This window comes from Bowmanella denitrificans (genome assembly GCF_039522935.1).
GTDB classification, from domain to species: Bacteria; Pseudomonadota; Gammaproteobacteria; order Enterobacterales; family Alteromonadaceae; genus Bowmanella; species Bowmanella denitrificans.
The window spans coordinates 199,084-219,556 of record NZ_BAAAEI010000006.1 but is presented as its reverse complement, the minus strand read 5'-3'; the positions used below and the strand labels follow the sequence as shown (position 1 = coordinate 219,556).

Sequence of the window (20,473 nt, the reverse complement as noted above, 5' to 3'; positions counted from 1 at the left end):
TCCCAAACAAGCACATTAGCTTAGCTGTACGATTTGAACTATTTGTTCTTCATCTATGTCGGCAGGATTTTGAGGTGGCCTAATGTCTGGCTGATCAAAGCCAATGTCGCCATCTTCAAACGGATGTTCCTGGGTTTTCAGGTCGGCGAAGTTAAACAGAGCAGGATCCGCCAAGTGTGACGGCGTGACACTTTGCAACGCTCTTGCCATATTCTCAATCCTGCCGGGATATTGTTTATCCCACTGCTGCAGCATTTGCTTGATGACTTTGCGCTGCAGATTCTCCTGAGAGCCGCAAAGATTACAGGGAATAATTGGAAATTCCATTAACTCTGCATATCGCTCCAGGTCTTTTTCAGCGCAGTACGCCAGAGGGCGAATGACCATTTGCTTACCATCATCGCTAACCAGCTTAGGTGGCATAGACTTTAATTTTCCGCCATAAAACATGTTGAGAAACAGTGTTTCCAGCATGTCATCACGGTGGTGTCCCAAGGCAATCTTGGTGGCGCCCAACTCTGTGGCGGTACGATAAAGAATGCCACGTCTTAATCTGGAACATAGCGAACAGGTTGTTTTGCCCTCGGGGATCTTTTCCTTAACGATACTGTAGGTGTCTTCGGTGACGATTTTATAGTCAACGCCCTGGCTGTCCAGGTAGGCCGGCAATACATGAGCAGGGAATCCAGGTTGCTTCTGATCAAGATTGACGGCCACCAGTTCGAACTGAATAGGTGCCACTTTTTGCAGATAACGCAGAATATCCAGCATCGCATAACTGTCTTTGCCGCCAGACAAACACACCATAACTTTATCGCCATGCTCAATCATATTGAAATCGTCAATGGCTTTCCCCGCGCAGCGGCGCAGTCGTTTCTGGAGTTTATTGAAAGCGTATTTCTGTTTAGCGGTTAAATCTTCTAATCGCGTCATGGGGTACCTCTGCAATGAGGCCGGGATTATACCTGCATAACGCACAAGTTACAGCTCTGCTGATGCTTGGCTTACATCTTGGATTGGGCAATCCTGTTGGTGTTATACCATTTCTCCAGTAGCCGCAGATTCATCTGATTGGCTCGGAAAAACACATCCAGCACGTCCCCAATGATAGGTACCAGACCGACAAAAAAGTCTAACAATAAGTTCACCAGTATGCGCAGCTGCAAACGCAGCGGGGCACCCAGTGCGCGTGCAACGATTAACAGTCTCATTGAAATCAGCACGCTGATAACGTCACCCAGACCTGGGATCAGTCCTATAATAAAGTCCCAGCCGAATCTGATACCAAATAAGCTGAATGCACTGTCACTCCAATTGGCCCAGGATCTGGCACTTTTAAGTAAACGCTGGTGATTTTGCGACGCCATTCTAATTTCAACCTATCTTGAGTAGCGGGCTGTAAATTGACGCTGCCAAGCAGCAGGAATCGGATACCCCATTGCTGTGCATACAACAATGGGGCCGTAGGGAAGATTAACTTACTTTTGTTGCAATGGGCTGACAAAGCCGTCAGGTTTAACCGTCAGAACATCGCAATCGAGCATATCGATAACATGTTCAGCGGTATTGCCAATCAATGCTGCAGAAATACCATGTCGTCCTACGGTACCAATAACCACCAGTTCAGCATCCAGTTTTTCTGCCACAGTGGGGATCACATCTTCAGGTAAGCCCTCGCGCACATAACAATGGGTCATATCAATACCATGCGTACTGGCAAAGGTTTTCATCGCATCGATATGGTGGTTTTTCACCGATTGATTAAAACTGGCAGGGTCAAATTCAGGAATTTCGATGGCAATATTTACCGGCGTGCCAGGATAAGAATTCACCAGGTTAACCTGACCGTTGAGGGTGCGGGCAAAATCTAACGCCGTGTGAGTAACCTTCTGATTCAACGAAGCATGTTCTGTGTCTACTGAACCAACATTGACCGCAGCCAGTATCTGTCCCTGTTCAGGCCAGTCATGTTCTTTCACCAGCAATACAGGAACGGGGGCTTTACGCATTAAATGCCAGTCGGTAGGGGTAAAGATCACTGACTTTAACCCGCTGTGTTCATGGGTACCTTTAATGATCAGATCATACTGCTGTTCAATGGTTTCATAAATAATGCTTTCAAATGGCCGATTGTGCCATACCACTTTTGCATCAACAGCCAATGATGGGTCGTCTATCTGCTCCGACAGCAATTCGGTCAACCATTCCGTTCTGTCGTCCACCACGGCCTGACGCATAGTTTCGCGTTCGTCCACCGACAGCATAGTGGTCATTTCGTAGGAGAAATCATAAATGGACAGAAAAGCAGTAATGCTTGCGCCGGTTTTACCCGCTATCAGTACCGCTCTTTTTAAAGCTTTCTGTTGTTCAGTGGTAGGGTCAATGACGACCAGCAATTTTTTATAATTAATCATCCATCTCCTCCGGCAGATCCAATGTGTTTAGTCTATGTACAAACTACATTTCTATCCAATCAGTATGATTGCGTTAGATCAAGTCCGAAGGGGAAAGTTTTTAACTAGTCGTCGCGGAACTGTCCTGCACTTCCTTAAGCTGAGCAGGTTGTACCAGGGTAATAAATTTGCCATCTACTTTTATCAGGCCCTGCTTTTGAAACTTGGTTAGCAGGCGGCTGATGGTTTCTACGGTTAAACCCAGGTAATTTCCAATTTCCGCACGGGTCATACTGAGACGGAACTGGCTGCCGGAAAAGCCGCGTTGATGGTAACGGTCACCCAGATGCGCCAAAAAATGCGCCAGTCGTTGGTTAGCGGTGCGTTTGTTAAGCAACATAAACATATCTTGATCTGCAAGGATTTCATTGCTCATCAAGCGCATTATCTGTTGTCTCAGCCTCGGTAAATCGCCAGACAAGGCTTCCATGGTTTGGAAGGGGATTTCACATACCATCGAGGTTTCCAGCGCCTGCGCGAAGCTTTTATGTTGTTGGTTGTGAATAGCATCAAACCCAATGATATCCCCTGGTAAATGGAAAGCGGTAATTTGCTCTTCTCCGTCAGAGGCCAATACGAAACTCTTAAAAGAGCCGGAGCGCACCGCGAACAAGCTGTTTAACTTATCCCCGGACTGGAACAATCGTTCATTTTTCTGAAATGGCCGCTTACGCTGAATAATATTGTCGAGTTTATCCAGTTCCTTCTCATTCAGAGTAAAAGGCAAACACAACTGACTGATGCTGCAATTCTGACAACTGATGGTACATTCGCGGTGTTGATTCATTGTGGCTATAGATAAATGGCCAGACAGATGGCTAGCTTAGCATTTTTTGGCATAGGTGTAAGCGAAATCAACTAACTTCAGGGTCAGGCTTCAACTGCCATCACATAGGGCGATAAAAGCAGCCACAGGGCACTGATCGCTAACAACACCGCAATAATCTGTTTGCTACGCGGATGTGCCAGTAAAGGCCGTAATTGTTGACTAAAACGCCCCAGGGTCAACAGGGCTGGCAGAGTTCCAAGCCCGAACATCAGCATCAACAGTGCGCCCTGATGGACGCTGCCGGCTGCCAGGCTCCAGGTTAAACTGGAATACACTAAACCACAGGGCAACCACCCCCAGATCAATCCATAAGGCAGCGCCCATGCCGGACTTTTAAACGGAATAAAGCGTTTAGACAGCGGTGCAACCGGTCGCCACAACTTAGCTCCCTGTTTTTCTAACCAAGACAAGCCGCGCCACCAATTGCCGATATACAGCGCCAGGGCCAGCAGAAACAAGCCACTGAGCAAATTCAAAATAGCCATGCCGCCCGCAATCTGATGGCTGAAAAGCTGACCAAGCCCCCCGGTTATCGCCCCAGCCAGGCTGTAACTGGCAAGTCTACCGCTATGGTAGGCCAGCTCAAAAGGCAAAGGGGAACGATCTTTGGGAATAGAAAAACTCAGTGCACCGACAATGCCACCACACATCGCAACGCAATGCACACTGCCTGCCAGACCAATAAGAAGTGCAGAAAGCAGCGTCAGATCAGTCACGCTGGTTTTTATCCCCGCCCGAGGGTTTGTCATCATCGAACAGAATGTTGTGGCCCTGACGTTCCAGGTCGTCAAACTGTCCGGACTTTACTGCCCAGAAAAAAATCACGATGGCGATAGTGACAATCACAATCGCAAGGGGAATAAGGATATATAAAATGCCCATTAGGAATCGGCCTTAAGTAGTCGAACAGAATTGGCTACCACAATAATAGAGCTTAGCGACATACCAACTACCCCCAACCAAGGGGTTAAATAACCGCAAACGGCCAGTGGCAGCACCAACAGGTTATAACCCAATGCCCAGGCCATGTTCTGCTTTATCTTGGCCCTGCTGCGTTTAGCCATATTGAATAACACCGGTAACAGGGTCAAAGAAGGCTTAATTAAAATAACATCAGCGGCATTTTTAGCTAACTCGGTCGCACCACCAACGGCTACTGAAACCTGTGCAGCGGCCAGCACTGGGGCGTCATTAATGCCATCCCCCATCATCAGTACATGCTGTCCCTGATGCTGTAATTCCTGCATCTTTTTGAGTTTCTGCTCTGGTTTGCACTGACTATATAACCTATCAATCTGCAATGCCTGGCCAATTTTGCTAACATTTTGCTGATTGTCGCCACTGATAATGCAATGTTGATAGTGGTTGAGTTGCTTTAGCATCGCAGCAGCATCGGGGCGAATCTGGTCGGTCAAGACAAAGCCCGCCAAAATGCCATTTCGGTCGGCCAGCAACACATTACATGCACTCAGACTATCCGGCACTGGGTGAGACATAAGGTGCTGGCTACCAATCCGGTATTCCTGACCATCAATCCAGCCGATCAGGCCAAAGCCAGGCATGACCTGCACGTTTTCGGCTAACGTTCCGGCGTAAGGGGCAAAAGCTTTAGCCAATGGGTGCTCAGAATAGCTTTCCAGCGCGGCGGCTAAACGTAGCAACATTTCGTCACTGTGCGCCGACAGATTAATGGTCTGCTGCAAACTGAATTTCCCCTCGGTGAGAGTCCCGGTTTTATCAAAAGCCAGGGTATCTATTTCACATAGGGCCTCTAATAAATCTGCGCGTTTTAATAAAACCCCCTGGCGATTTAATCTGGCCATGGCACTGGTCAGGGCCGAAGGCGTGGCAAGCCCCAAAGCACAAGGGCAGGTGGCGACCAGCACAGATGCCATAATCCAAAACGCATTGGCATTGCCTTGCGCGTGCCAGAACCAGAAGGTGAGGGCAGAGATCAGCAATACCGCCAGTACAAAATAGCTGGAAATTCGGTCTGCTAATTGCGCAATAGCTGGCTTATTCAGCAGCGCTTCGTCCTGCAAGCGCAGGATCTGGTTTACCATGGCTTCTTTAAGTGGCCTTAATACCCTTATGGTTAATGTGCCGCTCTGATTCAGTGCGCCGCCATACACTTCGCTCCCTGGTGTTTTAGTCACCGGCTCAAACTCACCGGTCAGCATGGATTCGTCAACATGGCTATGACCATCCAGCACCTGGCCATCCACCGGAATCGTTTCACCAGGTTTAACCAGTACGGTCTGATCCGTTTTAAGTAGTTTGGCCAGTATATCCCGGGTGTTACCTTGTTCTACCAGGGTGGCAGTGACCGGGATATATTTGCTCATATTGGCAGAGATTTGCGCGGCTTTGTGTCTTGCCCGGTGCTCCAGAAAACGGCTGATAAGCAGCAGAAAGATAAACATGCACACAGATTCAAAAAACACTTCGCCCCGGGCAAGAACGGTGGCCTTGGCACTGGCAATAAACAACACCCAAATGGCAATACTGACCGGCACATCCATATTCACACCGCCGCTGCGCAGGGCCCGCCAGGCGCCCTGATAGAAGACCGCCCCTGAATAAAACACGACGGGTATGGAAAGCCCCAGGCTTATCCAGTGCATAAACTCGCGGATGTCCTCATCCAGATTGCCGAATAGACCGAAATACAATGCAATGGCAATCATCATGACCTGCATGGTCATTAAGCCCGCCAGGCCGATACGTTTCAGATAAGCTCGGTCGGTGTTTTTAAAGTTTTCTTCCTGCTGCTGGGGGTGAAAGGGCTGAGCGTGATAACCTATTTTTTCAATGGCATTAATAATCTCGCTCAGCGCCACTTGTTGCGGATACCAACTGACAATGGCTCGTCTGGCACTGACATTCACAGCAATCTGCTTAATACCGGCCAGCCTGGCCAGTTTCTTTTCGATAAGCCAGGCACAAGCAGCACAGCTGATACCATCCAGGCTTAATTGTACCTGATTGGTTTTGCCCTGATGAATGACAAACTCTTCCTGCAATTCTGGCTGGTCAAAAAGTCGCAGTTTCTCCAACAAGTCATCGGGCATACTGTCGGCTTTTTCTGCAGGTTCAGTGCGAAAGCGGTAATAGTCTTCCAGGCCGTTGGCTACAATGGCCTCTGCAACTGCCTGACAACCGGGGCAACACATAGGTTGCATCTCGTCCAATATACGGGTCTGGTAACGGCCGATTTCCGTTACCTGCTGATGACAGTGAAAACAGATCAACGACAGTGCCTGCATTAATTAGGGGCGAAAAATAATAGGCGAAGCTTGAGGCAGTCCTACATCCTGTAAAATACGCCATTGCTTGTCAAACGGCTCCAGGGTTAACTTCCATTTACCTTCCAGTGGATGTGCCAGCGGCGCGCTGAATACCCCGGCCGCATTTTGCGTGAGCAACAAATTAAAATCTTTATCTGCCAGGGTAGGGTGCTGAAAGTGCATCGACAAAGCCGCACCGGTGTTGGGGGCACCCTGCACAAATTCCAAACGCAAGCTTTCATCGCTGAATTGCAGGCGTATGTCTATACCTAAATCCCTGGCGTGCTGGATTTTCTCCAGATTCATATTGATGCCTTTGCCTTCCTTGTAGTAGTCATCAATCACCATGCTGTCCTCGCCGCCTAAAGCCAGCATCAGCATTTTGGTGCTGAGTATGATAGACGTAACGGGAATGGCAATAAGGAACCAGGGCCAGAATTGTTTATACCAGGGAGGAGGTGTTTGACTCATAACGTCTCTAAATAGTCCAGGCTGTACTGCAAAAACGCGGTGCCAGTTTAGGGTCCGTGGCCATGTTGATCATGCGCCAGGTCAATAAAAGTGGCATTTTACCCTTGTCAGCTAAAAAATGCTGCCCTTGGCATACAAAAAAGCCCTGCATAAGCAGGGCTTTGGCACAAATTTGCGATGAATTACTGTTCTTGCGACAAGCTATACACGTAAGCCGTTACCAGATGGATCTTGTTCTCACCAAGAATATCCTTCCAGGCTGGCATTACGCCGTTTCTGCCGTGGGTCACGGTTTCGGTTACAGCCATTTCGCTTCCACCGTACAACCAGATATTGTCTGTCAGATTCGGCGCACCAAAGGCATAGTTACCTTTGCCGTCCTGACCATGACAGGCCGCGCACATAGCAAAGCGGCTCTCACCGGCTTCAGCCAGAACCGGGTCAACCTTGCGGCCACTCAAAGACAGCGCATAAGCCACTACTTCTTTTACACCTTGTTCGCCCATCGAATCAATCCAGGCTGGCATGGCGGCAATGCGTCCGTTTCTCAGCGTTTCTTTGATTTGCGCCGGGCTACCACCATACAACCAGTCATTGTCTGTCAGGTTAGGGAAGCCACGCTGACCACGGGCATCCGAGCCATGGCACTGCGAACAGTTTTGCAGAAACAGGCGCTGACCAACTTTAAGCGCTTCAGGGTCAGTGGCCAAATCTTCAACGCTACGCTTAGCATAGGCTTCGAAGATAGGACCGAAACGCTCTTCGGCTGCGGCAATGGAACGACTGTATTCATTCAGGTTGCCATTGGCCAGATCTTCAGCATGTGCCTGCTTGGATTCTGCCAGGCTGCGAATGTTCTGGTTAGAACTTTCCCAGCCAAGCAGGCCGGCGAAATTACCCAGACCAGGATACAGAGCCAGGTAAATCACACCCCAAACAATAGTGGCGTAAAACATAATGGTCCACCAGCGAGGCAATGGATTGTTGATTTCAACAATACCGTCGAACTCGTGATGCATATCGTCGCCTTCTTCCACACCGGTCTTGTTTTTCAAGCACCAACGCAACAGAAGGAAACAGCCCAGAATGGTCCCCAGGGTAATAACGGAGACCCAGATACTCCAAAAGCTACTCATTGTTAGATGACTCCCGCTTTTTGTTTGCCTCGGCTTTTGGCTTCTCGTCGTCAAACACCAGGTTTGCCGCTTCTTCAAAGCCTTTTTGGCTGCGCTTACTGTAAGCCCACAGCACGATGGCAATAAATATGACTAATATGGCCAACGTCCAGATGATATTAACTGTTACATGGTCCATGTTATTTCAGTGCCGTACCCAGGGACTGCAGATACGCGATCAAGGCTTCCATTTCGGTTTTACCTTTCACGGCAGCCTGAGCGCCAGCGATATCTTCATCCGTATAGGGCACACCGAAATCGCGGAAGACTTCCATCTTCTTGGCGGTCAGTTTGCCATCCAGGGTGTTTTCTGCCAGCCACGGGAATGCGGGCATGTTTGACTCTGGTACCACTGCACGGGGATCGGTCAGATGGACTCGGTGCCATTCATCACTGTAGCGACCACCAACACGGGCCAAATCCGGGCCTGTACGTTTCGATCCCCACAGGAATGGGTGTTCCCAGACTGTTTCGCCTGCCACAGAGTAGTGACCATAGCGCTCAGTCTCGGAGCGAAACGGACGAATCATCTGACTGTGGCAGCCCACGCAACCTTCACGGATATAAATATCACGGCCTTCCAATTGCAGGGCAGTATAAGGTTTCAACCCTTCAACCGGCTCAGTGGTCTGACGTTGGAACATCAATGGACTGATTTCCACCAGGGCCCCGAAGCTGATAACCACCAGAATCAGGATCGCCATCAAGCCGGTATTTTTTTCGACTATTTCATGTACGTTTTTCATTTACTGCTTCCCTTATGCCGGTTGTGCTTCTGCCTGCAAACTGCCTTTAGGCGCACGGATGGTGCGATAGCAGTTGTAGGCCATAATCAGCATACCTGTAACGACGAAGACACCGCCCAGGAAGCGCACAAAGTAGAACGGCTTAGAGGCTTCAATACTTTCAATAAAGGTATAAGTCAGAGTGCCGTCAGTGTTCACCGCACGCCACATCAGGCCTTGCATAACACCAGAGATCCACATGGCAACGATATATAGCACCACGCCGATGGTTGCCAGCCAGAAATGCACGTTCACCAGCTTGGTGCTGTACATCTTAGGTTGACCAAACAGAATTGGGATCAGGTGGTAGATTGAGCCGATAGACACCATTGCCACCCAACCCAGGGCGCCGGAGTGCACGTGGCCCACTGTCCAGTCGGTGTAGTGGGACAGGGCGTTAACCGTTTTGATTGCCATCATTGGGCCTTCGAATGTGGACATGCCATAGAATGACAGCGACACGATCAGGAAGCGCAGGATGGGGTCGGTACGCAGTTTATGCCAGGCACCTGACAGGGTCATGATACCGTTGATCATGCCGCCCCAACTGGGAACAAACAGAATCACAGACATCACCATACCCACAGACTGCGCCCAGTCTGGCAGAGCAGTGTAGTGCAAGTGGTGCGGACCAGCCCAGATGTACAGGGAGATCAATGCCCAGAAGTGAATCACAGATAAGCGATAAGAATAAACGGGGCGACCGGCTTGCTTAGGTACAAAGTAGTACATCATGCCGAGGAAACCTGCCGTCAGGAAGAAACCAACCGCGTTGTGGCCATACCACCACTGCACCATGGCATCCACTGCACCGGCATACAAGCTGTATGACTTAGTGAAAGAGACCGGAATCGCCATGCTGTTGGCGATGTGCAGTACCGCAACTGTCAGGATAAAGGCGCCGAAGAACCAGTTTGCCACATAGATATGCGAGGTCTTTCGGATCACCATAGTGCCGAAAAAGTTAATCGCATACGCCACCCATACCAGGGTAATCAGGATGTCGATGGGCCACTCCAGTTCCGCGTATTCCTTGGAAGAAGTCAAGCCCAGCGGCAGGCTGATCGCGGCGGCCACAATAACGGCCTGCCAGCCCCAGAAGGTAAAGGCTGCCAGTTTGTCACTGAACAACTTCACCTGACAGGTGCGCTGTACTACGTAATAAGATGTGGCGAACAGAGCGCAGCCACCAAATGCGAAAATTACCGCATTGGTGTGCAATGGTCTTAATCGCGAGTAGGTAAGCCAGGGTGTATTAAAATTCATCTCTGGCCAGATTAATTGTGAGGCGATCAATACGCCCACTGACATGCCGACAATTCCCCAAATCACCGTCATGACGGCGAATTGTCGCACTACTTTATAATTGTATTCGGGATGTGCTCGACTGGTTTCACTCATCGTCTTGGTTCTTCCGCTGCTCGTTGGAATGTTTTATTACCCGTTAAACATAGGTAAAAAACCCGAAACCGCCAGTACAAGGTTGTTAATTCATCACCGATAAAGGCTTGATACACAACTTATATTTGGCGGGGCTTCGGGCGCGAATGATAAGGTTTTTGCACCGTAAAAGATAGCCTAAACGCTGCTTGATTGATCCTGGTCAATGATTCACACTGGCCGCCCAGTCACGTTGGTAAAAGAGCCCTGATTTGCCCAATACTTCCCATAACTGGTTGTTTAGTCTGTTATTCCTGGCCATCATCCTATTGATGGCCGCCTGGTTGGGGCGTTCAGACTTCGGCGAACAATCCGCATCGGTTTGTGAGTTGGATAAACAAGACTGCGCTATCTCGCTGGATGAAGAGGATGGCAAAATCAGTATCATGCCTAAACCAATTCCTCTTGAAGAAGAGCTTGATATTTCCATTCTGCTCCCCGCAGGGGTAACGTTCCAGGCCGCTCATATTGAGGGCGTGAATATGTTTATGGGGCGTATTCCTGTCATCGTTGAGCATATTGAAGGTAGGCATCACCAAGCTGTCAGCTTCCTGGGGAGTTGCACAGAACCGCAAATGCACTGGCGACTGGTGCTTAACCTGAAACGGGATGATGGCCAGGCCTTGCATCGGCAGTGGGATTTTTATACCCACAGCCGCTGACAAGTTGCCCCATAGATAGCTACGATTTTAAGCAGGTTTATCCAGTAGCAATAAGCTTTCCTCAGCAAAGCCGGTACCCGCTTCGGTATAGAAGTTAAAGACGTGATCGATACCATAGCGAAGTAATTCCAGCCGTTCATCCTCATATCGGGCAATGGCCGCTAATTGAGCGCGATAACCGGCTTTGCGCAATTGATCATGGATATGACGGATATCCTCGGTGGAGGGCAAGGCCAGCAGAATCAGCTCAACGCTGGAAAAATCCATATTATCCCATAGGTCTGCATCCTCACCGTCACCCAGAATAACCTGTAAATTCAGGGATTTTTGTCGTTCGATACGATCCCGGTCGGCATCCATACCCCAAACCTTATTGCCCAAAACATCCCGTAGCGCTAAAAAGGCTCCTTTTCCGACCCGGCCCATACCCACCACCAGCACCTGGGCATTTTCTGGTTGCTGATAAACATCTTCGGGTAAGCGCCTGGATTTTTCGTAGCGCTTGATAAGTTGCTGATAACGGCTGTATCCCGAGTGCGCATAGCGATAGATAACACTGGTCAGAATAAAGGAAAAAGACACCGCCAGAGCCAGAATCACCAGCCATTCTTTACTCAGCCAGCTGGATTCCACACAGAGTGCTACCACAATCAATCCGAACTCACTGAAGTTACTCAGCGCCAATCCGGCCAGGTAAGAAGTTCGTCCGCGCAAACGCAAACTGGCAAACAAAAAGAAGAACATCAGGAACTTTACCGGTAACAGCAGGCATAACAGCAGTGCCAGCCCCACCATCTGTATATCCGGCAGCGCTGTAAAGCCAATTGATAAGAAAAAGCCGATCAGGAACAGATCCTTAAAGCTCATCAAGGCCTTATTCAGCTCGGCAGCCTTGACATGATTGCTCATCAGGATCCCCATGACCAGGGCTCCCAAGTCGCCTTTTATTCCCACCAGGTTAAACAACTCATAGCCACCTAAGGCCAAAAAGAAGCCGGTCAGCGGCAGTAACTCTCCGTGTCCGGATAACTGTACCAGGCGCTTCAAAAGCGGCTTTACCCACAGCAGCGCAAATAAGCCAAAGGCATAAACCGACGGCGTTTTGCCGGTGGCAAGCACCAGAAATAACACCGCCAGAATATCCTGCATTACCAATACGCCGATGGCCAGTTTACCGTGACGCGTTTTCATTTCACCGGCTTCTTCCAGCAACTTGACAATACACACGGTACTGGAAAAACTCAGCGCAAAACCAAGCAGGGCGGCGGTCTGCCAATCAAGTACGGCAAAATAAGCTAAAGACAGACTACCCAGAGCAATTAACAAAGCGCCAAGCAAACTGGACCACACCAACATATGTACGCCGGTTCCCACCCAGACTTCCCGTTTAAGCAAGTCTTTAATGTTCAGCTTTAAACCAATGGTAAACAGCATCAGGGTAATGCCAAGATTTGCCAGGGTTTCCAAGCTCTCGGCGGGACGAATACCCATAAAATTCAGTAAAAAGCCAGCCGCCAGAAAACCTATTAGTGGCGGCAGATTGAACATCTTCACGCCCAGGCCACAAACGAAGGCAAATAATACCCAGATAAAATCCATCAGCAGAAAATCCGTCAGTTCAACAAACAAGCCATAGAATAATAGAGGTAAGCCTTGATAATCAAAAGCTTGTATTGTGATTGAGGCCACAAATAAGTGTTATCAAGCTTGGTAGTGAACCCGCTCAGCGGCAGAGCAGGCGCGTATATATTTGAGCCCCTAGCGCGGTGACGAAGACAAACTTTCTGTTAATCTGGTGACGGTGTCGGTATCAAATAAACGGTCACAAGCCGGGTACAAGTCAAATTCCTGATTTTCAAAGTGGTCTGATAGCAAATACTCCAGCCGCTGTTCATCGTCATGGCTTTCCTGTCCTTTTCGTAGCAAGTGCTCTACAGCGTCTACCTGTTGGCGGATTTTTTGTTGTTCGGCCCTGGCTTTATGGATCAGCTCATCCAATGGAGATTCGCCAAATGCCTGCAACAATGGAAATATCAGATTCTGATCCCACTGCATATGCTGGGCCAAATCATGGCTAAACAGTTTAAACAGCCTTTGAGCATGCTCTGGGCTGCTGCGCTTGTATTTGCGAAAGCCGATATACAGTAGCTCCAGCCGCTGCTGATTGGCGCTGAAGTAACGGGTAATGAATTTGTTCATGTGTCGGGCTCCAAACACCAGGGAGTGTCAGAATATCCGAAGCATGCCTGCCAAGATTTAATCTAAATCAAATGAAAGAGAGAAGCTGACTTATCTGTCCAGGGACAGCTCAGGGCGTGACCATAACCACAACATTACTGCTACCAGCACAATACTAATGGCCACGTTTAGGTACAGGTGAAGTGAAAAAAACCAAAGTAACAGAGCACTGCAGGAAATCATCACAGTAGCCAACACTTTGGCTTTTCGCGGTACGGACCCGAACTGGCGCCAATTGCGGATAGGCAAGCCATAGCGAGGATGGTTCAGTAGCCAAATTTCAAGAGCAGGCCAACCTTTACCCGCACACCAGGCAGCAATCAGCAAAAAGACCACAGTAGGCAGGCCTGGCACTACCACACCGATTAAACCAATCACCACAAAGGCGACTGCCAATAGCCGCCATAGCAAATTCATCGTCCAGCGCAACCCGACCTACTCAATCCATTTTGCATTGTCACCATCATAGCAGAATGGCCGGAAATACAGAGCAGATAATACTTTTCCTGAAAGATGCTGGGTATCGCTGATAACTTGTTGTTTTAAAATAAATAAATTGATAGTTTGAAGGCCCTTTATGTACTGGAGATAACTATGCGCAGGTCACTGGCTGCCATCCCTTTGCTGTTCACCTCTGTGATTTTTGCCCAAACACCGGATATGCGTGCCCAGCAGATTGCAGCTTATGCAGTAGAAACATATGAAGTTGCTATGGTCGACAGCCTGCGCGAGTTGGTTAAGCACAATACCGTGGCGGTAGAAGGGCTGCCGGCTTTGGATAATCCAGCCCATCAGGCATTTAAAGCTGAGCTGGCCAGGCAGGCCCACAGATTAGGCTTGGATTTTCAGGATCATGGCTATGTGGTGGTGATTGCGCTCGGTGAAGCAGAAAAACGATTAGGTGTAATTACACATGGTGATATTCAGCCCGTCGACCCATCAAAATGGACACGGTCTCCCTTTGAACTGGATGAAACCAGCGAGCCAGGGCGCTTGATTGGTCGTGGTACAGAAGATGACAAGGGCCCCATTTCCACCGCGTTGTACGCTATGAAAGCGATTAAAGACAAAGGCATTGCGCTGAACCGGCGGATTGAACTTTATGTATATATGGCTGAGGAGTCGGATTGGGGACCTCTACAGGAATTTGTTAAAGCCAACAGCCTGCCGGATCTGAATATCACGATAGATGCAGAATACCCGGTTGTGACCGCAGAAAAAGGCTACGGCACCCTGAGCATGACCTTTGCTGATCAGCTCATTGATACTGCACAGCCCTATTTGTCTGAGTTTTCCGGTGGTTTCTTTGGTAGTCAAATCCCCGAAGATGCCACGGTGGTGATCCAACATGCAGATAATGCCTTGGTCGCGCAGCTAAAGAGCCAGGCTAAACAATACAACAACATGCAGTTCCAATTTGACCAGCATGGGAATGTTTTACGGATTCAGGCCAAAGGAAAATCCGCTCATTCATCAAAACCCGATGATGGTGTGAATGCGATTTCCTATCTGGCCGCCTTGCTTAATGGTCAGCGCTGGCCAAATAACGCTGCCGGCTCGCTGGTGAACTTTATCAATGACCAGTTGGGAACCGGGCTATATGGTGACAAGTTTGGTGATATTGCGTATGCAGATGATTTTATGGGGCCAATGACGGTTTCCCCGACGGTGATTAAAGGAGTGGATGATGGTGTGCAGCTCAATATCAACATTCGTCGCCCCCGCGGCAAGACCGCTGAACAGCTTGATGTTGAGATTAATCAGGCGCTGGATGCCTGGCAGATAGCCAGTGGTGTCACCCTGGCAGCCCGGCATAACTATATAGGTGAACCCTTTGTACAAACCGGTGCGCCGCATATTGATACACTGCTGGCGGTTTTTTCCCATTATACCGGCATCCAAAACCCTGAGCCCATCGCCATAGGCGGCGGTACAAATTCCCGTTTATTTCCGAATGCGGTCAGTTTCGGGCCGTCTATGCCAGGGGTGGAATACACCGGTCACTCAGAGCATGAATTTATCAGCCGCGCACAATTTCGTTTGAATCTGCAAATGTACACGGCGGTAATGGTGGAACTGGCTGGAAAGACGCCATAATCAGCAAAATCACTATATAAAGGGTCAACATGTGTTGACCCTTTTGCTATTCGGCACATTTTGCAGGCAGTTGTCGAAACGATACCGGGCGTAGCGACTATATATTATCGTCACAGGACGATTATCGCTTTATTCTGCAAAACAGGAGAAAACCCGATGGCGAATTATGTTGATGGATTCGTATTGCCCGTACCTAAAAGCAAGCTGGACAGTTACCGACAATTGGCGCAAAAGGCCGGTGACGTCTGGATAGAATATGGTGCGCTGGAATATCGTGAATGGGTGGCGGAGGACGTCAAACCCGGTAAGGTGACTTCGTTTCCTCAGGCGGTAGACTTAAAAGACGATGAAATCGTGGTGTTTGCCTGGATCACCTATGCCTCACGGCAGGACAGGGACAGAATCAACGAGCAGGTGATGGCCGACCCAAGGTTAAGCGACATGATGAATCCCAAAGATATGCCCTTTGATGCCATGCGTATGTTCTGGGGGGGATTTGCGCCTTTGGTGCAACTGCCTTAGCGCCGAATAAAAAGGAGCGCCAATGCGCTCCTTATCTTTGTCAGAATCGATACTGTGCCTTGGCGTACCAGTAGCGCCCATCAATGCTGTAAGCGGAAAAACCGGAGTAGGGGAAGATCTGATTAAAGTCCGTTTGCCCCATAGTGCTGATGGTATCTCTGGGATACTGATCAAACAGGTTGTTGGCACCCACAGATACTTGCCACTGCTCCGTCAGCTCATAGGCCACATCCAGATCAGTAATCCATTTAGCATCCAGCACTTCGTCATTTGCTGCTGTGCTGCCGGCATCGACCACCTCTCCATAGCGTACCGCGCGCAAGGTCACTTTGCTTCTGTCATACTGCCAGGTGGCTGACAGGTTGAGCTTGGAGTCTGGCGTACCAAGCTCAAAGCGTTTGGTTTCCAGGCGGCCAAATAAGGTGTATTGGTCCGGATCCAATGCATCCAACTCTGGCGGGTTGGCGGCAATGCGTTCCACATCTGTGTCGTTACGGTTATAGGCGGCGGTCAGATTCAGACTGCCATACTCATGCAGCGGCAGGTTATAACTGGCAGTCAGGTCGACACCCTGGGTGCGAGTGTCTATGGCATTAGTGAAATAGCGCACTTGTTGCACTCCGCTGATACCGGCGTCGTTAAGAATTTGCACTACCGCCGGGCCGCTCAGGCTTTCACTTAACACAATACGATCGTCAATATTGATGCGATACCAATCCAACGTCAGGCTCAATCCGCCTGCCTGATAGGTCAAACCAATGGAGCGGCTCAGGGACTGCTCTTCCTGCAAAGGCTGCGAGCCTAAAGCTAAGGCGGCGGGATGGTCCGCGGTATAGGTGCCAACTTCAAAGGGCACGCCGTTAACAAACTGCGTACTGACGGTGGTAAAGGCTGATTGCGCCAGGCTGGGAGCACGGAAGCCGTTGCTGATTGAGGCGCGAATCGCCAAGCCGTCAGTCAACTGGTAGCGACTGGCCAGTTTGCCACTCACATCTGAACCAAAATCGCTGTAATCTTCATAGCGAGCGGCCAGGGCAATATTCCATTGCTCGGTCAGATTGGTATCCAGATCCACATACAGTGACCAGTTGTGGCGGCTGCGATCGGTAGCGCTGATGGGGGAAAAACCAGGGAACACCTGTGAGCCACCGGCCGCCACCGGATTGCCCTGCTCATCCAGCACCGTCAGATAGGATGCCAGTTCACCGGCTTTTATCTGGTAGTTTTCCCGCCGGTATTCGGCGCCCACCGCCACAAGCAGGCTGTCGGGAAGCCAGCTTGGTGTGTAATAGCGGGACAGATCCAGATTCAGCAGCGATTGCGCATATTCAAGGGTGCCAGCGTCAAATGTGGTCGGGCTGGCATTACCCATTGAGGTATTCAGACTGTTTTCCACATTAAAATTGAAACTGTCCCAACCATGCGTCAGGCTCACATCCCATTGCCATTCGCCTGCCAGGCCTTTGGCCCCCAGAGTACCACCCAGGTCTTCAATATCTGAAACAATGTAGGGTAAAAAGCCATCAGGATAGATGGCAGGTACATTACGACTATCACTGGCCCGTCGGTAAAAACCACCGCTTTCGCCATCCCGCACCCCATAGCTGGCATAGCCATACAGCTCCACCTCGCCAAGCGCATAACCACCATTTAGGATCAGGCTGTGCTCTTCAAGAGCAGCCTTGCCAAACCGGTGATTGTAACGGTCAAATTCCAGCTCTCTTGGGTCGAGTAAACCGCTGGCCTGCAAAGGATACTGGCGGCGGGGATCGAAGCCGGAACGGTTGGTGGGCTCACGGTCACGATACTCATAAGTCAGATTGATAAAACCTTCGTCACTGATGCTTAAACCTTTATTGACCGACAGGTTCCAGGTCTCACCGTCACTGCGTTTTCTGTCCTCACCAGTACTAAACTGCAGATTCCCTGCCGCGTCACCGGTGACGCCCGTCAACTGCGGTACCCCGGCCATTTGTGTATCGTGCTGACCAAAGGTCAGGGCAACGGTGCCTTCATCATCACTGTCTTTGAGGACAATGTTAATCACGCCGGCAATAGCGTCAGAGCCGTATTGTGATGCGGCGCCATCGCGCAGGATCTCAATGCGCTTGATGGCGGCGGCCGGGATCATATTCATATCCACTGCGCTGGAACCACGGCCAACCGAACCATTGAGGTTTAGCAGCGCACCGGCATGGCGGCGCTTACCATTAATCAGCACCAAGGTATGATCCGGCGCGAGACCTCGCAGTACCGCAGGACGGGCATGGTCAGTTCCATCGGTAACAGTGGCATGGGGATAATTAAAACTGGGGGCCAGATTGGTCAGAAGCTGACTGATTTCCAATTGGCCGGAAGAGGTCAGTTGATCGGCATCCAGAATATCAATGGGCACATTGCTTTGTGCCACGGTTCTGTCACTGCGTCTGGTACCTGTGATGATAATCTGTTCAAGTTGCTCATTGGCACCATCCTGCGCAAAGGCAACAGTGCTGCTGATGGTAATCAAAGGCAACGCAAGCAGTCCGGTGCCAAGCTGACGGCTAAGGGTAAAAGCAAGTTTGTTTAATTGCATGTGTCGCTCCTGCGTGTTTGTGTGTGCCACCGCACTTTAGCCAGGACCTTATAACGGGTCCAAGTTCTGATTTTAATTTTATATTCCTTAAAGGAATCAATATCGATAAATATATAACCAATATAAACGAGAAGGTCAGTTTGAGCTTAGGCAACGCCATTGACGTTGCGCCAGCAACCAACAATGTATTGATATGAAAAGCAGAAAGGCTGCGACAAACGGCTGGAATAAAGAACGCCGGCTTTACGGCCGGCGTCACTTGCAAAGACTAAAATGTGGCGCGTAGCACCATAAAACAGGCGGCACTCAGCAGTGCCGCAGCGGGCAGGGTGATGATCCAGGCCAGGCCAATGGGTTTCATCAAATCCCAGTTAGTTTGCTTATTAACCAGGCCTATGCCTAATACCGCACCAATCAGTATGTGGGTACTGGAGACGGGTAATCCCATTAAAGAGGCCACCATCACCACGGCTGCGGCGGCCAACTCCGCAGAAAAACCCGAAGCAGGGTGCATCTGCGTCAGGTTGTGGCCTACGGTTTGGATCACTTCTTTGCCAATAAACCATAGGCCGACAATCAGGGCGATACCAAAGGCTACCATGGCCACCGTGGGTACTGCCGCCGTGGCGCCCACTTCACCGGTACGCAGTACATCTAATATGGCGGCAAAAGGGCCAATGGCATTGGCAATATCATTGGAGCCGTGGCTGAAGGCAAAACCTGACGCGGTAAAAACCTGCATCCAACTGAACATTAAGTAAGTTGACTGAGACAGTGAACTGCCCTTCAGGGTTTTGGCAAAGATAAAGGTTGCCATCCATACTGCGGCGCCAATCATCATCATAATCAGATAGTTATGCAGTGTTGTCAGGCCCAGATTCATATGCTTCAGGCCTTTAAACAGCAGCATGGCAGAAATCACCATGGCCCCCAACGCGGCAATCAGTGGCACCCAGTGTTCCAGGGCTCGGTGTGCGCCGACTTCCTGCTTCTTCTGGTCAATTTCATGCAAGCTGCGGTAATAGTCAGATTCCAGATCATCAGGGCCAAAGTCACCCTCAACATACACATGAGCATCACGCGCCATGGCACCGGTATAGGCAATCTGCTGAATTTCACTTAGGCGTTCAAATGCCTGCTTATGCTGGGCTTTTAGCTTCTTTTTTTCTTTTTTTATGCGTTTCAGCTGGCTTTCTGCTTCATCATTGTAATGCAGTACATGCTTTTTAATGGCCGCAAACAACAGGTAGGAAACCAACCCACCTAACAAGGGAGACAACACCCAGGATATAGCAATTTCACCAATCTGATCCCAATGCACCAACCCAAAGGCAGAATCACTGCCATTCATTAAAATACCGAGGGTGATAGAACTACCGACAATACCGCCAATAATGGCGTGAGTGGTAGAGACCGGATAGCCGCGCTTAGAGGCAAACAACAACCAAAGGGCCGCAGACAAGAGTGCCGACATCATAATATAAACAAATTGCATCGGGTCCATATGCAATTGACTCATATCCACAATGCCTTTGCGGATAGTCTCTGTTACCTGACCGCCAGCAATCACCGCACCACTGACCTCAAAAATAGCAGCGATAAACAAGGCCTGTTTAATGGTCAGGGTACCGGCACCAACACTGGTACCAAAGGAGTTTGCTACATCGTTGCCACCTATATTAAACGCCATAAACAGGCCAAATAGCGTAGCCAATACGAATAGCAGGCTGTGGTTATTGTGGGTATAGCCTAATCCCCAATAAAGGAAATAGCCGCACGTCACTAACATCAGGACAATAAAGAACAAGCTCAACCTGGATAGCTGGTTGCCGGAGTGCGGCGCTGTCATTACATTACTCAGGGTATTCACTGCGATCGTTTTAAGTTGGGGTAAACTGCGCTCAAGCTAACAAGGCATTGTGTAATTAATGTGACATTG

At 49.6% G+C, this 20,473-nt stretch carries 20 protein-coding genes; 3 read left to right on the top strand and 17 right to left on the bottom strand.

Annotated elements, in window-relative coordinates; genetic code table 11:
* Window positions 1-15: 15 nt before the first annotated feature.
* The 12 genes from ttcA to ccoN all read right to left on the bottom strand — a co-directional run bounded on the left by ttcA (window position 16) and on the right by ccoN (window position 10,401).
* Complete coding sequence (gene ttcA / locus ABD028_RS03965) at window positions 16-933, bottom strand: tRNA 2-thiocytidine(32) synthetase TtcA (RefSeq protein WP_343842024.1); 918 nt, start codon at window positions 931-933, stop codon at window positions 16-18.
* A gap of 71 nt (window positions 934-1,004) precedes the next feature.
* A complete protein-coding gene (locus ABD028_RS03960) occupies window positions 1,005-1,367 on the bottom strand; it encodes a DUF4112 domain-containing protein (protein WP_102795449.1) in 363 nt (120 codons plus the stop codon).
* Window positions 1,368-1,478: 111 nt separating this feature from the next.
* Window positions 1,479-2,414 carry a universal stress protein UspE gene (uspE, locus tag ABD028_RS03955; protein WP_343842021.1) on the bottom strand — a complete coding sequence of 312 codons (936 nt, stop codon included), beginning with the start codon at window positions 2,412-2,414 and terminating at the stop codon, window positions 1,479-1,481.
* A 100-nt stretch (window positions 2,415-2,514) separates the two neighbouring features.
* Entirely contained in the window at window positions 2,515-3,240 is a 726-nt protein-coding gene (gene fnr / locus ABD028_RS03950) for a fumarate/nitrate reduction transcriptional regulator Fnr (RefSeq protein WP_343842018.1), read from the bottom strand.
* Window positions 3,241-3,323: 83 nt separating this feature from the next.
* Complete coding sequence (locus ABD028_RS03945) at window positions 3,324-3,998, bottom strand: sulfite exporter TauE/SafE family protein (RefSeq protein WP_343842015.1); 675 nt, start codon at window positions 3,996-3,998, stop codon at window positions 3,324-3,326.
* Window positions 3,991-4,164, bottom strand: coding sequence for a cbb3-type cytochrome oxidase assembly protein CcoS (gene ccoS, locus ABD028_RS03940; RefSeq protein WP_102795445.1), 174 nt, complete (start codon window positions 4,162-4,164; stop codon window positions 3,991-3,993). Before ccoS ends, ABD028_RS03945 begins: the two co-directional genes overlap by 8 nt.
* Window positions 4,164-6,548, bottom strand: a complete 2,385-nt coding sequence (locus ABD028_RS03935; protein WP_425542056.1) for a heavy metal translocating P-type ATPase — start codon at window positions 6,546-6,548, stop codon at window positions 4,164-4,166. Before ABD028_RS03935 ends, ccoS begins: the two co-directional genes overlap by 1 nt.
* A 3-nt stretch (window positions 6,549-6,551) precedes the next feature.
* Window positions 6,552-7,040 (bottom strand): FixH family protein, encoded by a 489-nt coding sequence (locus tag ABD028_RS03930; RefSeq protein WP_343842008.1) that lies wholly within the window; start codon window positions 7,038-7,040, stop codon window positions 6,552-6,554.
* Between the two features lie 182 nt (window positions 7,041-7,222).
* Window positions 7,223-8,176 (bottom strand): cytochrome-c oxidase, cbb3-type subunit III, encoded by a 954-nt coding sequence (gene ccoP, locus ABD028_RS03925; RefSeq protein WP_343842006.1) that lies wholly within the window; start codon window positions 8,174-8,176, stop codon window positions 7,223-7,225.
* On the bottom strand, window positions 8,169-8,354 hold the full coding sequence (locus ABD028_RS03920) for a cbb3-type cytochrome oxidase subunit 3 (RefSeq protein WP_102795441.1): 186 nt from the start codon (window positions 8,352-8,354) through the stop codon (window positions 8,169-8,171). The genes ccoP and ABD028_RS03920 overlap by 8 nt, the downstream gene beginning before the upstream one ends.
* Window position 8,355: 1 nt before the next feature.
* Entirely contained in the window at window positions 8,356-8,961 is a 606-nt protein-coding gene (ccoO, locus tag ABD028_RS03915; RefSeq protein WP_343842003.1) for a cytochrome-c oxidase, cbb3-type subunit II, read from the bottom strand.
* 12 nt (window positions 8,962-8,973) lie between these two features.
* Window positions 8,974-10,401 carry a cytochrome-c oxidase, cbb3-type subunit I gene (gene ccoN / locus ABD028_RS03910; RefSeq protein ID WP_102795440.1) on the bottom strand — a complete coding sequence of 476 codons (1,428 nt, stop codon included), beginning with the start codon at window positions 10,399-10,401 and terminating at the stop codon, window positions 8,974-8,976.
* A gap of 251 nt (window positions 10,402-10,652) precedes the next feature.
* On the opposite strand from ccoN, the gene ABD028_RS03905 reads away from it, so the two are divergent.
* Window positions 10,653-11,102 (top strand): hypothetical protein, encoded by a 450-nt coding sequence (locus tag ABD028_RS03905; protein WP_343841999.1) that lies wholly within the window; start codon window positions 10,653-10,655, stop codon window positions 11,100-11,102.
* A gap of 27 nt (window positions 11,103-11,129) precedes the next feature.
* Here the strand turns inward: ABD028_RS03905 and ABD028_RS03900 are convergent, their stop codons facing one another.
* The 3 genes from ABD028_RS03900 to ABD028_RS03890 all read right to left on the bottom strand — a co-directional run bounded on the left by ABD028_RS03900 (window position 11,130) and on the right by ABD028_RS03890 (window position 13,757).
* The gene (locus ABD028_RS03900) at window positions 11,130-12,701 is read right to left on the bottom strand and encodes a cation:proton antiporter domain-containing protein (RefSeq protein WP_343844014.1); all 1,572 of its coding nucleotides are present in this window, start codon (window positions 12,699-12,701) and stop codon (window positions 11,130-11,132) included.
* 159 nt (window positions 12,702-12,860) lie between these two features.
* The gene (locus ABD028_RS03895) at window positions 12,861-13,301 is read right to left on the bottom strand and encodes a hemerythrin domain-containing protein (protein ID WP_343841996.1); all 441 of its coding nucleotides are present in this window, start codon (window positions 13,299-13,301) and stop codon (window positions 12,861-12,863) included.
* Between the two features lie 90 nt (window positions 13,302-13,391).
* Window positions 13,392-13,757, bottom strand: coding sequence for a YbaN family protein (locus ABD028_RS03890; protein WP_343841994.1), 366 nt, complete (start codon window positions 13,755-13,757; stop codon window positions 13,392-13,394).
* Between the two features lie 177 nt (window positions 13,758-13,934).
* Here ABD028_RS03890 and ABD028_RS03885 point away from each other — a divergent pair, with 177 nt between their 5' ends.
* Both ABD028_RS03885 and ABD028_RS03880 read left to right on the top strand, forming a co-directional pair.
* Window positions 13,935-15,437 carry a dipeptidase gene (locus ABD028_RS03885; protein ID WP_343841991.1) on the top strand — a complete coding sequence of 501 codons (1,503 nt, stop codon included), beginning with the start codon at window positions 13,935-13,937 and terminating at the stop codon, window positions 15,435-15,437.
* A 156-nt stretch (window positions 15,438-15,593) separates the two neighbouring features.
* The gene (locus ABD028_RS03880; protein ID WP_102795435.1) at window positions 15,594-15,959 is read left to right on the top strand and encodes a DUF1428 domain-containing protein; all 366 of its coding nucleotides are present in this window, start codon (window positions 15,594-15,596) and stop codon (window positions 15,957-15,959) included.
* Window positions 15,960-15,999: 40 nt separating this feature from the next.
* On the opposite strand, the gene ABD028_RS03875 is transcribed toward ABD028_RS03880, so the two are convergent.
* Together ABD028_RS03875 and ABD028_RS03870 are read right to left on the bottom strand one after the other, a co-directional pair.
* Window positions 16,000-18,534, bottom strand: coding sequence for a TonB-dependent receptor plug domain-containing protein (locus ABD028_RS03875; RefSeq protein WP_343841987.1), 2,535 nt, complete (start codon window positions 18,532-18,534; stop codon window positions 16,000-16,002).
* A gap of 268 nt (window positions 18,535-18,802) precedes the next feature.
* Window positions 18,803-20,383, bottom strand: a complete 1,581-nt coding sequence (locus ABD028_RS03870) for an inorganic phosphate transporter (RefSeq protein WP_343841984.1) — start codon at window positions 20,381-20,383, stop codon at window positions 18,803-18,805.
* Window positions 20,384-20,473: the final 90 nt, after the last annotated feature.